The following is a 13,962-nucleotide window of genomic DNA, read 5'->3' as shown; positions in this document are numbered from 1 at the left end:
TCGAGCCTACGGCCCGGGGCCGACAGTCGGATGGGCTCAGGCGTGCAGGGCTCGTGACAGTGCCCTCAGAGCGCGCTTCTCGAGGACCGCTCGCGACGAGGTGTTCAGCACCAGGCGGTCCGCGCGGCGGATTCTCTCCACGTCCGTGACCTGGACTGCCATGATCGACTCGACGTAGTCGCGATCCTTGCCGCGATCCCGCTGGACTCGCTCGATGCGGTCCGCCCGGCGCGCGAGGACCGCGACGACCGCCTGGTAGTCACCGTCCTTGTCCTGCTCCAGCAGCAGCGGGCTGTCGTGGATCACCAGGCGCTCCCCCGCGGCGACGGCGTCAGCTTCCTCGTGAGAGACCGCTTGCGCGACCCTGCTCAGCACGATCTGCTCGAGATCGGTGCGGGCGGCGGCGTCGGCGAAGACGAGTGCGGCGAGGGCCGCGCGGTCGATGGTGCCGCTCGGTGCCCGGTAGGTCTCGCCGAAGCGGGCGACGGCCTCCTCGATCCCCTCGCCAGGGGTGTCGAGCACGGCGCGGGAGTGGGCGTCCAGATCGATCACCCGGTGCCCTGCCTCACGCCAGATCGCAGCGACCGTCGATTTTCCCGACCCGATGCCCCCGGTCAGCCCGAGCCGCAGCAGAGAAGGGCAGAGGGTGGGGCTCGAGCTCATGGCCCGATCGTACGTGGGCAGGAGTGCGTTGCGGCCACCGATCGAGGGCGGCTCCGTTCTCCGTTCTCCGGCTCGCCCGACAGCTGGCCGGACCGTGGGCACGCTTCCCGCTGGTGTGACCCGTCCGATCACCTCTCCGGCCCCGCGGGCGGCTACCGTCGAGGCGTGAACCCCCTCGAGCTGCTCGTGACCAACGACTTCCTGCGTGTGCTGGACCTGATCGGGGTCTTCGTCATGGGTCTCGCTGCAGGAGCCCTCGCCGCCCGGTTGAACTTCGACGCCGTGGGCTTCGCGATCATCGGGATCGTGGCCGGCCTGGGCGGGGGCCTCGTGCGCGATCTGATCCTCGACTACGGCACGCCGGCCGCCTTCGACGGGCCGTGGTACCTGACCTGCGCTCTGGCCGGTTCGCTCTTGGCCTTCCTGATACCCACCGACGGCCCGTGGTGGCGGCGCCTGGTCACGGTGCTGGACATCGCCGCGATGGCGCTGTGGGCGGCGACCGGCACCGCCAAATCCTTCGGCTACGGGCTCGAGCCGCTGCCCGCGATCCTGCTGGGCGTCACCAGCGCAGTCGGCGGAGGGGCGATCCGCGACGTGCTGGTGGGGCGCATCCCCGTCATCTTCGGGGGCGGACCGCTGTATGCGACCGGTGCACTGGTCACCGCGATCGGGACCTGGATCGTCGTCGCGCTCGGCATCCCGTCTCCCTTCGTGCTGGTCGCGGTCGCGCTCGGGGCTCTGCTGGCCGGGCTCGCCGCCTGGCGGCGCTGGTCGCTGCCCGCCCATGGTGAGTGGCAGGTGACGATGTCCGCCTCACAGGTGAAGGCCCTGGTGCGTCGCACCCGACGCTCGGAGCGTGAACGGGTGGCCCTGGAGACGGGCACGATCCCGGTGGTCGATGCCACCACCGACGATCTCGCCGACGACGTCAGCTTCCTGGACGCGGACGCCGGTGACTACGCGGAGCGCACCTTCGCCGAGCAGGACGAGCCCGACATCGACGCCCCTCGGTCCGGCGGCGCGGAGACCGACAGGTCATGGCGTCAGGACGGGGCCAGTCCGGAGGGTGACGATCCCGGGGACCGGCCCGGTTCCTGACAGGAACGGCGTGTGGTGGTGCTCGACCACGGCTGCGCGACTCGTCCGTGATCACGAGGCGCTGCCCACCCCCGACGGCCGGGAGCGACCCGGCCCGGACTCAGGGGCGCAGGAGCTCCAGCATCCGTGAAACCTCCGTGGCCTCGACCTGCCCGGGGGCCGAGGTCTTCCCGACCGAGGCGAACGTGGCGGCGCTGCCGAAGGTCTCCGCGGCCACCCGGCTGACCACGCCCAGCGATCCCATGCTGATCGCGATATGCGGGCCCTTCCCCTCCGCCGCGACGGTGAGGCTGGCCGACATCAGCGCCAGGACGTCGCGCGCCGAGCTCGGGGTCACGGCGACCTTCGGGACATCGGCTCCCAGGCGGCGCTGGGCCCGGAGCAGCTCGACCAGCTCCTCCTCGCTCGGGGTCGAGGTGAAGTCATGGAAGGAGCCGACGACGACCACGCCGTTGCGATGCGCCGTGGCCATCACCCGCGCGACGATCTCCGGGGTGCGCGAGGTCTCGATGTCGATCAGGTCGATGGGCGATTGCGAGCCGGCCCGTCGCGTCGCGATCAGGGCCTCCAGCAGGACGGCGAGGTCCGAGTCCCGAATCTGACGGGCGCCGCCCTCGGCGGAGGTGCGCACTGTGGCCAGCAGCGCCCGGTCCGGTCCGAGCTGTGCCCGCAGCGCGGGCAAGGAGGCGAGGACGAGCTCGCGATGCGCTTCGGGATCCTCGACGTCGGGGCGGAAATGATCGATCCGCCACTCGATGATGCGAGCCGACGTCGCGGCGGCGGCACTGGCCTGGGCCAGCACTGCCTCCTGATCGTCGCCCATGATCGGCACGATGATCTCGGGGCGCGCCCGGCCCAGTTCGATGCCGCGGACCGTCGCGGTGATGGGCATGCTCTCCGTCGTCATGGCGGCCTCAGGCCGTGATCGCGGCGTAGGCGGACAGGAGCAGCGCAGGATCGGGGCCCTCGAGACGGGAGACCGTGCCGATCCGGTCGAGCACCACGAATCGCAGCAGGCCCGCGCGGGTCTTCTTGTCGCGTTTCATGGCGTCCTCCAGCTTCGGCCACTGTCGGTCGCGGTAGGTGGTGGGCAGGCCCAGGGAGAGGAGGATGCTGCGGTGACGGTCGACGTCGGCCTCGGAGAGCTTCCCGGCCAGATGGGACAGCTCCGCGGCGAACATCATGCCGACGGACACGGCGGCTCCGTGACGCCACTGGTAGCGCTCGTTGCGTTCGATCGCGTGACCGAGGGTGTGGCCGTAGTTGAGGATCTCGCGATTGCCCTGTTCTGTGAGATCGCCGGAGACGACGTCCGCCTTGATGCGGATCTTGCGCTCGACGACCTCGCGAAAGGCGTCGCTGGCGACGTCGAGCACGGCCTGCGGATCCGCCTCGATGATCTCGAGGATCCGCTCATCGGCGATGAATCCGCCCTTGACGACCTCGGCGAGGCCGGCGGCGACGTCATGGGCGCCGAGCCCCGCGAGGACATCGAGATCAGCCAGCACGGCGATCGGCGGATGGAAGGCGCCGACGAGGTTCTTGCCCTCGGACGTGTTGATGCCCGTCTTCCCGCCCACGGCGGCATCGACCATGGCGGCGACCGTGGTCGGGACCTGCAGCACGTCGATGCCCCGCAGCCAGGACGCGGCGACGAAGCCGGCCAGGTCGGTGGCGGCCCCGCCCCCGAGGGCGATGATCAGGTCTCCGCGGCCGATCTCGGCCTGCCCGCACACGCCCCAGAGGAACCCGGCGACCTGGGCGGTCTTGGCCTCTTCGCCGTCGGGGATCTCCGCGGCGAAGGCATCGCGCCCGGTGCCCGAGACCGAGGCGCGAACCTCTTCGGCGACCTCGCGGAGGCTGGGCTGGTGGACGATGACCACGCGCCGCACGCGCTCCGGGATCAGCCCGGGCACGTCGGCGAGGATCCCGCGGCCGACGTGCACGTCGTAGCCGCCGGTCGGGGTGGTCACGGGAATCACGGTCGTGGTCATACGTTCTCCTCCTCGGGGCCGACCAGCAGGTCCTGCCCCATGATGTCGGTGATGACGCGCGCGACGGAGGCGGCGCTGCCGCGGCCGGCGTCGACGCTCCAGCGTGCCAGGTCGCGGTAGATCGGGTACCGCTGCGCGGCGAGCTCGCGCCAGCGGATCATCGGGTCCTGGTCCCCGGCGAGCATCGGGCGGCCACGGCCCCGGCCGAGCCGACTGGCGACCACCGCCTCGTCGATCTCGAGCAGCACGATCGGCCCGCCGCGCAAGCGCTCCCGGGAATGCGCCTGGGTGACGGCTCCCCCGCCCAGGGAGAGCACACCGCGGGTCGAGACCAGGGCGTGCGCGAGCACGGCGGCCTCGAGCTCCCGGAACCCGTTCTCGCCCTCGGTCTCGAAGATGGCCGGGATGGAGCGGCCGGCCTCGGCGACGATCATCGCGTCGAGGTCGTCGAAGTGCACGTCCAGACGTGCCGCGAGCTCACGCCCGACGCTGGTCTTCCCGGCCCCCATGGGGCCGAGCAGGATGACGGCAGGCCCGCTCACGTGGCGGCGTCCGCGCCACCGCCCACGATGCGGGACTGCAGCTCGAGGGTGCCGGCGAGGTGGGCCCGGATCTCGTCGACGCTGTCGCCACCGGTCTTCTCCAGCAGGGCGTCGACGAGGGTCAGGGCGACCACGGCCTCCGCGATGACCGCGGCGGGAGCGACCGCGCAGGTGTCGGAGCGCTGATGGTTGGCGGTGGTCTGCTCGCCGGTGCGCACATCGATGGTGCGCAGGGCGCGCGGAACGGTCGAGATCGGCTTCAAGGCACCGCGCACTCGCAGCACCTGACCGTTGGTCATGCCGCCCTCGAGTCCGCCGGCGCGGTTGCTGGCGCGCGGGACCGCGGCGGCGGCGTCGTCCTGGCCCGCAGAGAGGATCTCGTCGTGGGCGTCGGAGCCGCGGCGTGCGGCCGTCGCGAAGCCGTCACCGATCTCCACGCCCTTCATCGCCTGGATGGACATGATCGCCTGCGCGAGCCGGCCGTCGAGCTTCCGGTCCCACTGGGTGTGGGAGCCCAGTCCGACGGGGAGATCGTAGGCGAGCACCTCGACGACCCCGCCCAGGGTGTCGCCGTCCGCCTTCGCGGCGTCGACCTCGGCGACCATCGCCGAGGACGTCGCGGGGTGGAAGCAGCGCAAGGGATCAGCGTCCAGAGCGGCGTCGTCGTCCGGCGTCGGCAGGGGGGCGTCCTCGGGTACGCGCACGGAGCCGACGCCGAGGGTGTGGGAGACCAGTCGGATCCCGGCGGCCTGCTCCAGGATGGCTGCCGCCACGCGGCCGGCGACCACGCGGGCCGCGGTCTCGCGCGCGCTCGCACGCTCGAGGATCGGGCGGGCCTCCTCGAAGCCGTACTTCAGCATTCCGGACAGGTCGGCGTGGCCGGGCCGGGGGCGGGTCAGGGGCCGGTTGCGGGCGATCTCCCGCTCGTCACCGGTGCCGGCGTCGACGACGAGGTCCTCGCGCTGCACCGGATCGGCGCTCATGACCTTCTCCCATTTGGGCCATTCGGAGTTCGCGATCTCGATCGCGAGCGGGGAGCCGAGAGTACGACCATGACGGAGCCCGGAGTGGATGCTCACCACGTCCTGCTCGAACTTCTGGCGGCTTCCGCGGCCGTGGCCGAGACGTCGGCGGGCCAGCGTGGCCTTCAGATCGTCACTGGTCAGCTCGACTCCGGCAGGGACGCCGTCGAGCAGGGAGATGAGGGAAGGGCCGTGTGACTCCCCGGCCGTGAACCAGCGCAACATGTGCACGATTCTCTCATGAGGCGCCTGACCGCAGAGAATGCGTCCGCGCTCTCAGTCCTCTCCGAGCTCGACGGACTCGATCGGTGTGAGCTGCTCGACCAGGGGCACGACATCGGCGATGCCGTCCAGGACCGCGGTGGGCCGGTACGGGTACTGCGGGATCTCCTCCTCGCGGGTCGAACCGGACAGCACCAGCACCGAGCGCATGCCTGCCTCCAGACCGGACTTCACATCGGTGTCCATGCGGTCACCGATCATCACGGACGTCTCCGAGTGCGCGCCGAGACGATTCAGCGCCGTGCGCATCATCAGGGGGTTCGGCTTGCCGATGTAGTACGGGCGGATACCCGTGGCGGCGGTGATCATCGCGGCGACGGAGCCGGTGGCCGGCGTCGGTCCCTCGGCGCTGGGGCCCGTGACGTCGGGGTTGGTGGCGATGAACTTCGCGCCCGCGGAGATCAGACGGATGGCGCGGGTGATCGATTCGAAGGAATAGGTGCGCGTCTCCCCCAGCACGACGAACTCGACGTCGGCGTCCGCCAGGATGAACCCCTCCTCGTGCATCGCGCTGGTGAGCCCGGCCTCGCCGATCACGTACGCGGCCGCACCGGGCGCCTGCTCCGCGAGGAAGCGGGCCGTGGCCAGCGCACTGGTCCAGATCGCCTGCTCGGGGATGTCGATGCCGCTGCGGGACAGTCGCGCTCGCAGATCGCGCGGCGTGAAGATCGAGTTGTTGGTGAGCACCAGGAAGGGTCGACCGAAGCGCTGCAGGGCTGCGATGAAATCGGCTGCGCCGGGCAGTGCGGACTGCTCATGGACGAGGACACCGTCCATGTCGGTGAGCCAGGTGTGGATCGGATGGGCATCGAGCGTGGTGGTCATGTCACCAGTGTGCACCGCCGACGGGCTTGCTGCAGGCGGGTTCACCGGCGGTGCGCACGCACCTGTGCGGGTCAGGCGCTCCGAATGTGCCCGGCGCGCTCGCCCCGACAGACGGGAACGGCCCGGCCCCCTCGCGGGGACCGGGCCGTTCCGCAGAACGATCCGAGGATCAGTTGCCGGTGAGCTTGGCGCGCAGGGCCGCCAGGGCCTCGTCGGAGGCCAGGGTGCCCTCGTCCGTGGTGGCCGACTGGTAGGAGGACTGCGACGACGCGGGAGCGGCATCGGCGGCTGCGGGCGTCGACGTGGAGGTCTCGGTCGCCGGAGCGTTCGCGGACTCCTCGTCAGCCTTGATGGCCTCGATGACCTGCGCCTTGTGGGCGTTCCAGCGCTCGTAGGCGGCCGCGTACTGGCCTTCCCACACCTCGCGCTGGGCGTCGTAGCCCTCGAGCCACTCGTTGGTCTCCGGGTCGAAGCCCTCGGGGTACTTGTACTCGCCGTTCTCGTCGTACTCCGCGGCCATGCCGTACAGAGCCGGGTCGAACGTGGTGTCGTCGCCCTCGGGGTCGACACCCTCGTTGGCCTGCTTGAGCGAGAGCGAGATGCGGCGACGCTCGAGATCGATGTCGATGACCTTGACGAAGACGTCCTGGTCGACCGTGACGACCTGCTCGGGCAGATCCACGTGACGCTGAGCCAGCTCGGAGATGTGCACCAGGCCCTCGATGCCGTCCTCGACGCGCACGAACGCACCGAACGGAACCAGCTTGGTGACCTTGCCCGGGACGACCTCGCCGATGGCGTGGGTGCGGGCGAAGAGCTGCCACGGATCTTCCTGGGTGGCCTTCAGCGACAGCGAGACGCGCTCGCGGTCCATGTCGACGTCGAGCACCTCGACGCTGACCTTCTGACCGACCTCGACGACCTCGGACGGGTGATCGATGTGCTTCCAGGACAGCTCGGAGACGTGCACCAGGCCGTCGACACCGCCGAGATCGACGAAGGCGCCGAAGTTGACGATGGAGGACACGGCACCCTCGCGGACCTGACCCTTCTGCAGGGTCTGCAGGAAGTCGGAGCGGACCGCGGACTGGGTCTCCTCGAGGTAGGCACGGCGCGACAGGACCACGTTGTTGCGGTTCTTGTCGAGCTCGATGATCTTCGCCTCGATCTCCTGGCCGACGTAGGGCTGCAGGTCGCGGACGCGACGCATCTCGACGAGAGAGGCGGGGAGGAAGCCGCGCAGGCCGATGTCGACGATGAGGCCGCCCTTGACGACCTCGATGACGCGGCCCGTGACGACGCCCTCGTCTTCCTTGATCTGCTCGATCGTGCCCCAGGCGCGCTCGTACTGCGCACGCTTCTTGGACAGGATCAGACGGCCTTCCTTGTCCTCCTTCTGGAGAACCAGGGCCTCGATCTCGTCGCCGACCTCGACGACCTCACCGGGGTCGACGTCGTGCTTGATGGACAGCTCGCGCGAGGGGATGACGCCCTCGGTCTTGTAGCCGATGTCCAGGAGGACCTCATCGTGATCGACCTTCACCACAGTGCCTTCGACGATGTCACCATCGTTGAAGTACTTGATGGTCGCATCGATGGCTGCCATGAGTTCGTCGGCGCCGCCGATGTCGTTGATGGCGATCTGGGGGGTCGTGGTGTCGGTCATGTAGGTAGGAACTCCGTCGGGACAGGAATGAGTAGGAATGATGGGCATGCAGCGCCCGCAAGGGGCGCATCGATGCGCGACGGAACCGACAGGCGGGACAGCTCGCGCACAGACCTTCTGAACCTTACCAGCACTGCCTGCGATGCGCGAGGGACGAGCGCGCGTCTCCGCGACGCACCGGTGTGAGGTCCGTCCCCCATCTCTCCGGCGCGAGAGACCCGCTCCCGGGTCCCCTCCCCGCCCGGACCTGCGGGGACGAGGACGCTCGGGAACCTCAGTGCGCCGCGTCGCGCCAGGTGCGGCCGACGCCGACCCCGACCTCGAGCGGGACCGAGAGCTCGTAGGCGCCGTCCATGCCCTCGACCACGATCCTGCGCGCCGCCTCGAGCTCCCCGGGCGCGACCTCGACCACGAGCTCGTCGTGGACCTGCAGCAGCATCCGGGACTCGAGGCCCTCCTCGCGCATGCGTCGCTCGACCGCCAGCATCGCGAGCTTGATGATGTCGGCGGCACTGCCCTGGATCGGGGAGTTCAGGGCGACGCGCTCGGCGTTCTCGCGGCGCAGCCGGTTGTCGGACGTCAGGTCCGGCAGGTAGCGGCGACGGCCGAGGATCGTCGCGGTGTACCCGGTGGATCGAGCCGTCTCGACGCTCTCGTGCAGGTAGTCCCGCACCCCGCCGAACCGCTCGAAGTACCCGTCGCGCAGGGCGGTCGCCTCCGCCCGGGAGATGCGCAGCTGGCGCGAGAGCCCGAAGGCGGAGAGGCCGTAGGCGAGGCCGTAGCTGACGGCCTTGGTCTTGGAGCGCATAGCCGGATCGACGGCGTCCGGGGACACTCCGAACACTCGGGAGGCGACGAAGTTGTGGAGGTCCTCGCCCGAACGGAAGGCCTCGATGAGACCGGCGTCCTCGGACAGGTGCGCCATGATGCGCATCTCGATCTGGGAGTAGTCGGCCGTCAGCAGAGTCTCGTACCCGTCCCCGGCGACGAATACGTCGCGGATGCGCTGACCCTCGGAGGTGCGCACCGGGATGTTCTGCAGGTTCGGCTCGGTCGAGGCGAGGCGTCCCGTGGCCGCGGCGGTCTGCTGGAACGTGGTGTGCACGCGGGAGGCGCTGTCGTGGACCTTGTCCAGCCCGACCACGTAGCCGGTCAGCTTGCTCATCTCGCGGAAGCGCAGCAGCCACGACAGGAACTCGTGCCCCGAGGATCCCGGGTCGAGCTTCTCCTGGAGGTCCGTGAGGGACTCGGCATCCGTCGAGTGACCGGAGGAGATCTTCCGTGTGGTCGGAAGGGCGAGGGTCTCGAAGAGAACCACCTGGAGCTGCTTGGGCGAGGCGAGGTTGACCTCCTCGCCCACGATCGCCCCGGCCTCCCGCTTGGCCTGGGCGACGAAGCCCTCGAACTCGTCCCGCAGGACCTGCAGCGCCGCCTGATCGATCGCGATGCCCCGCTCGTGCATGGTCTCCAGCACAGCCTGCAACGGCCGTTCGAGATCCTCGATGATGCCGGAGGCCCAGGGCTCGGCCCCCTGCTGGTGCGTCAGCTCGGCGGCGACCGGGTGCAGGGCCGCGGCGGCCTGGGCCAGACGGGACCCGGCGAGGGACACATGGCCGGCGCGCACCTCCGGAGTCTCCTTCTTCAGGGTCGAGTCGGCGGGCTTTCGCGGGCGCGGCTCGAACCGTGCACCTCCCAGCTCGGCGCCGAGCGCCTCCGCATCATAGGTGCGCGCGCCAGGGCGCAGGACGAACGCCTCCAGGGACAGATCCCGGGCCTTTGATCCCAGCTCATAGCCGTTCTGGTGCATCCAGGAGCGCACTGCGGGCACGTCGGTCGCCAGCAGCTCGACGGTGCTCCCGAGTGCGTCGGCCAGCACGGAGGAGGTCTCGGAGTCGAGCTGCTCGAGGCGCACCGCGGCGAGGGCGTGCGGGGTCGCGAGGCCCAGCATCGGCCCGCCCCGCACATCGTCAGCGACGGTCAGGGCCAAGGGGCCGGCCGATTCCCCCAGCAGCTCACGCAGGCTCGGCGCGCCATCGATCTCGGGCACCTCGGCGGCCGGCTCCCGTTCGGTGTCCGCCGCCGCGCCGTCGTCCTCGCCGAACAGGACCGCGGGGAGGTCCCGCCGGATGGTGTCGCCGAAGGCGAGCTCGTCGAAGACCACGGCGGTGCGCTCCCGGTCCCCACCACCCAGGGTGTAGTGAGCGGGATCGGTGGGCAGTTCGAGGTCCAGGACAGCGGCATTCATGAGCCGGTTGCGTTCGACGTCCTCGAGGTGGTCCCGCAGTGACTGACCCGCCTTGCCCTGGATCTCGCCGGCGTGGGCGATGACGCCGGGCAGGTCGCCGTACTGCACGATCCATTTGGCCGCCGTCTTCGGGCCGACGCCCGGGACGCCGGGAAGATTGTCCGCCGCTTCACCGACGAGCGCCGCGAGGTCCGAATAGCGCTCGGGCGGGATGCCGTACTTCTCCTCGACCGCCGCCGGGGTCATCCGGCGCATCTCGGTGACGCCCTTGATCGGTTGCAGCAGGGTCACCTTCTCCTCCACCAGCTGGATGGCATCCCGATCGCTGGTGACGATCAGCGCCTCGCCGCCCTCGCGTGCTGCCCGGGTGGCGAGGGTCGCGATGATGTCGTCGGCCTCGTAGTCCTGGACCGTCAGCCAGCGCACCCCGAGTGCGTCGAGCACCTGCATGATCAGGTCGATCTGGCCCACGAACTCGGGCGGGGTCACGTCACGACCGCCCTTGTACTGGTCGTAGATGCGGTCGCGGAAGGTGCCGCCGGGCAGGTCGAAGGCCACGGCGACGTGGGTCGGCTGCTCCGAGGCGACGACGTTGATGATCATCCGCGCGAAGCCGTACACGGCGTTCGTGGCCTGTCCTCGACCGTCGCTGAACCCGTCGGCGGGCAGCGCGAAGAACGCGCGGAACGCCATGGCGTGCCCGTCGATGAGGAGGATCCGCTGGTCACCGGTGTCGCTCGCACTCATGAGGAGAAGTCTCGCACGTCGGCCCGACATGCGTTCCCGCCCGTGCACGCTGCGTACCCTGTGGCACCCTCGGAGCATGACGGACACGACCGACCTGCCACATGCTTCCGCTGCTCCCCTGTCCGGTGAGCAGCTGCGCGCCCTTGTCGACCCCATGATCCGCGGCACGCTCGTGGAGCGCTGCGGGATGGAGCTGCAGAGCCTCCACGCGGGTGGCGGCACCATGACCATGCCGGTTGCCGGGAACACGCAGCCTGCGGGACTGCTGCACGGAGGTGCCACGATCGCTCTCGCCGAGTCGGTCGCCTCGTTCGCAGCCATCCTGCGCGCCCGTGAGGTCCATGGCGACGGCGCGCAGGCAGTGGGCACGTCCGTCTCGGCGCTGCACCACCGCTCTGCACGCGATGGGATCGTGACCGCCACCTGCACGGTCCGTCATGCCGGGCGGCAGGTCGCGAGTTATCTCGTGGACGTCCATGACTCCGGAGGAATCCTGCTGAGCACCATCACCGTCCAGACCATGCTGCTACCACCGCGCTGAGAGGCGACCGTCAGGATCCGGCGTCGAAGTCCTCGCTGGTGCCGCGCTGGATCTCCTGGGCATCGCTCCAGGTGAAGGTCCGTATGGCGCCCGTGCGGGCATCCTTCGCGGCGCCCAGCTCGAGAGCGCCCATGCGGCCGGTGAACCTGATCGTGGCGCGCTCATCGGCGCTCAGACCCGCGCGCAGGATCGAACGGCAGTCGCCGAAATCCGTGCACTCCTGGGTGCCCGTGAGGATCTTCCCGATCGAGGCGGAGATGTCGACACCCTCCGCCGACAGCGCGTCCTGCGCCGCCAAGCACGCGAGAATCACAGCGTCGTAGCCCTGCTGCGAGTACGCATACCCGGTGCGCTGCAGGTCCGGGTCCACATTGAGCATCATGTTGACATGGTCGACCTGCAGATCGGTCCCGGGAACATATCCAGTGGCCGAGGACAAGCACTCCGGGAGCAGTTCCGCGTCCACGTAGTCCACACTCGCTGCGGGACCCAGTCGCGTCGGGACCACCACCGTGGGCCGCTCGTCCTCATCGAGGGTGGCGGCGTAGAGCGCGGAGAGGAAGGGCCCGGCTTCGGGCCCGCCATTGACCACCAGCAGGGCCGGCGGGGTCTTCAGGACCTTCGCGACGACAGCATCGAGCTCCCCGATCTCCCCGAAGCCGTAGAAGTGCTCGGCGACGACCTGGCCGCCGGCGGGTTCAAGGATCTGGGTGAGCTCGTGCAGGAGGCTGTGGCCCTGAGCAGTGTCCTCGGAGACGAACGCCACCGTGCCCGGTGCTCCGCTCTTGCTGCCGGAGCCCGCCCACGCGGCCTCGGCGTACAGGGAGGCGATCGCCAGGTCGTTGGGCGCGAGGCGGATGAGCATATTGGAGGTGAGCACGTCGGGTGCACGCACGCTCATCCCGGAGGTGAACACGTCGATCACCGCCATGCCTGCCTCCACGAAGGCCGGCATCGCCGCGATCAGCGAGTCCTCGTCGATCGAGGTGATCACCGTGGTGACGCCGGACTCCGCCATGGCGGCGATCACCGCTGTCAGGTCCTCGCCGGCCTCAGCCATCACGTGCCGTTCGGCCATCTCCACCTCGTGCCCGAACAGGCCCTCCCACCGCGCATTGACGGCGATCAGCGCCTCATGGAGGGCAATGCTGATCGCCGACTCGAAGGGTGCGCAGCGGCCGTAGGACGCGCCGATCGACCCCATCACGAGCGGGGCGTCCGGTTCCGTGAGGTCTCCACCCGTCGGCGCTGCAGGAGGAGTCGTCCCGCGACCGCCGCGCCCTGTGGTGCATGCCGTCAGGGCGCCGACGCCGAGGACTCCCACCCCGAATCCGCGCACCAGCGTGCGTCGTGAGATCGACATCGGCCCAGCGCATCCCCTCTCGCTCCGGCGCGCCCCCGGCGCCGGCTCAGCACGTCATTCCTTGCCCGGGCCACCCAGCTGATCCACGACGGCGTCGGCGACCTCGCGCATCGTCAGGCGACGGTCCATGGACGTCTTCTGGATCCAGCGGAAGGCCTCCGGCTCCGACAGTCCCATGTTGGTCTGCAGCAGGCCCTTGGCGCGGTCCACGCGCTTACGGGTCTCGAACCGCTCGCCGAGGTCCTGGATCTCGGCCTCGAGCTGCGTGATCTGCGTGTAGCGGGAGATCGCGATCTCGATCGCGGGCAGCAGATCCGCCGGGGTGAAGGGCTTGACGACGTACGCCATGGCGCCGGCATCCCGGGCACGATCGACGAGCTCGGCCTGGGAGAAGGCGGTGAGCATGACCACGGGGGCCAGGTTCTCCTCGCCGATGCGCTCGGCGGCGGTGACGCCGTCGACCTGCGGCATCTTCACGTCCATCACGACCACACTCGGTCGCAGCTCGCGTGCCTTGGTCACGGCGCTCTCGCCGTCTCCGACCGCGGCGAGCACCTCGAAGCCGGCCTCGGTGAGTGTTTCCACGATGTCCATGCGGATGAGGCTCTCGTCCTCGGCCACCACCGCCGTGCGGCGCGGACGGCCCTCGTCCTGGGCCGTGAGGTCCTGCGCGTCGTCGGCCTGCGCATCGTCGGGAAGGGGTGCGGTGTCGTCAGTCATGTTGCCCTGTGTCTCGGGTAGTGCCTGGTGCGAAGGTGGCCTGCACCCGCGCGGTCAAGGCTGGTGGTCATCAGAGGTATCCTAGTCCAGCCCTCCCCCGAGGGGGCGAGCCGGGTTGGCGGAATGGTAGACGCGGCGCACTCAAAATGCGCTGTCCGTGAGGGCGTGCGGGTTCGAGTCCCGCACCCGGTACTGGATCGGGGTCCTGCGTGCATGCGTGCACACAGGTCCGAGCACGAGACGGCGCCCGC

At 69.9% G+C, this 13,962-nt stretch carries 12 protein-coding genes and 1 tRNA gene; 3 read left to right on the top strand and 10 right to left on the bottom strand.

Going from position 1 to position 13,962, the window contains the following annotated elements:
• Positions 1–36: 36 nt before the first annotated feature.
• Positions 37–663, bottom strand: a complete 627-nt coding sequence (coaE, locus tag INT51_RS06690; RefSeq protein ID WP_193104443.1) for a dephospho-CoA kinase — start codon at positions 661–663, stop codon at positions 37–39.
• A 165-nt stretch (positions 664–828) separates the two neighbouring features.
• Here coaE and INT51_RS06685 point away from each other — a divergent pair, with 165 nt between their 5' ends.
• The gene (locus INT51_RS06685) at positions 829–1,764 is read left to right on the top strand and encodes a trimeric intracellular cation channel family protein (protein WP_193104442.1); all 936 of its coding nucleotides are present in this window, start codon (positions 829–831) and stop codon (positions 1,762–1,764) included.
• Between the two features lie 100 nt (positions 1,765–1,864).
• Here the strand turns inward: INT51_RS06685 and aroD are convergent, their stop codons facing one another.
• The 7 genes from aroD to polA all read right to left on the bottom strand — a co-directional run bounded on the left by aroD (position 1,865) and on the right by polA (position 11,087).
• Positions 1,865–2,671, bottom strand: coding sequence for a type I 3-dehydroquinate dehydratase (gene aroD / locus INT51_RS06680; RefSeq protein WP_226832053.1), 807 nt, complete (start codon positions 2,669–2,671; stop codon positions 1,865–1,867).
• A gap of 7 nt (positions 2,672–2,678) precedes the next feature.
• Entirely contained in the window at positions 2,679–3,758 is a 1,080-nt protein-coding gene (gene aroB, locus INT51_RS06675; RefSeq protein WP_193104441.1) for a 3-dehydroquinate synthase, read from the bottom strand.
• Positions 3,755–4,300 carry a shikimate kinase gene (locus INT51_RS06670; protein WP_193104440.1) on the bottom strand — a complete coding sequence of 182 codons (546 nt, stop codon included), beginning with the start codon at positions 4,298–4,300 and terminating at the stop codon, positions 3,755–3,757. The genes aroB and INT51_RS06670 overlap by 4 nt, the downstream gene beginning before the upstream one ends.
• Positions 4,297–5,547, bottom strand: a complete 1,251-nt coding sequence (gene aroC, locus INT51_RS06665) for a chorismate synthase (protein ID WP_193104439.1) — start codon at positions 5,545–5,547, stop codon at positions 4,297–4,299. Before aroC ends, INT51_RS06670 begins: the two co-directional genes overlap by 4 nt.
• Before the next feature lie 51 nt (positions 5,548–5,598).
• A complete protein-coding gene (locus INT51_RS06660) occupies positions 5,599–6,429 on the bottom strand; it encodes an HAD-IIA family hydrolase (RefSeq protein ID WP_193104438.1) in 831 nt (276 codons plus the stop codon).
• Between the two features lie 169 nt (positions 6,430–6,598).
• Positions 6,599–8,095, bottom strand: coding sequence for a 30S ribosomal protein S1 (gene rpsA / locus INT51_RS06655; RefSeq protein WP_193104437.1), 1,497 nt, complete (start codon positions 8,093–8,095; stop codon positions 6,599–6,601).
• Positions 8,096–8,369: 274 nt separating this feature from the next.
• A complete protein-coding gene (polA, locus tag INT51_RS06650) occupies positions 8,370–11,087 on the bottom strand; it encodes a DNA polymerase I (protein WP_193104436.1) in 2,718 nt (905 codons plus the stop codon).
• A 76-nt stretch (positions 11,088–11,163) separates the two neighbouring features.
• Here polA and INT51_RS06645 point away from each other — a divergent pair, with 76 nt between their 5' ends.
• Positions 11,164–11,628: a PaaI family thioesterase gene (locus INT51_RS06645; protein WP_193104435.1), complete on the top strand. Its 465-nt coding sequence runs from the start codon at positions 11,164–11,166 to the stop codon at positions 11,626–11,628.
• Between the two features lie 10 nt (positions 11,629–11,638).
• Here INT51_RS06645 and INT51_RS06640 read toward each other — a convergent pair whose 3' ends face one another.
• Complete coding sequence (locus tag INT51_RS06640; protein ID WP_193104434.1) at positions 11,639–12,991, bottom strand: ABC transporter substrate-binding protein; 1,353 nt, start codon at positions 12,989–12,991, stop codon at positions 11,639–11,641.
• A 54-nt stretch (positions 12,992–13,045) separates the two neighbouring features.
• The gene (locus tag INT51_RS06635) at positions 13,046–13,711 is read right to left on the bottom strand and encodes an ANTAR domain-containing response regulator (protein ID WP_193104433.1); all 666 of its coding nucleotides are present in this window, start codon (positions 13,709–13,711) and stop codon (positions 13,046–13,048) included.
• 109 nt (positions 13,712–13,820) lie between these two features.
• On the opposite strand from INT51_RS06635, the gene INT51_RS06630 reads away from it, so the two are divergent.
• A tRNA-Leu gene (locus INT51_RS06630) sits at positions 13,821–13,903 on the top strand.
• Positions 13,904–13,962: the final 59 nt, after the last annotated feature.

Source organism: Brachybacterium sp. FME24 (assembly GCF_014897705.1).
Lineage (GTDB): Bacteria > Actinomycetota > Actinomycetes > Actinomycetales > Dermabacteraceae > Brachybacterium.
This window is presented reverse-complemented; position numbering and strand designations above follow the sequence as displayed.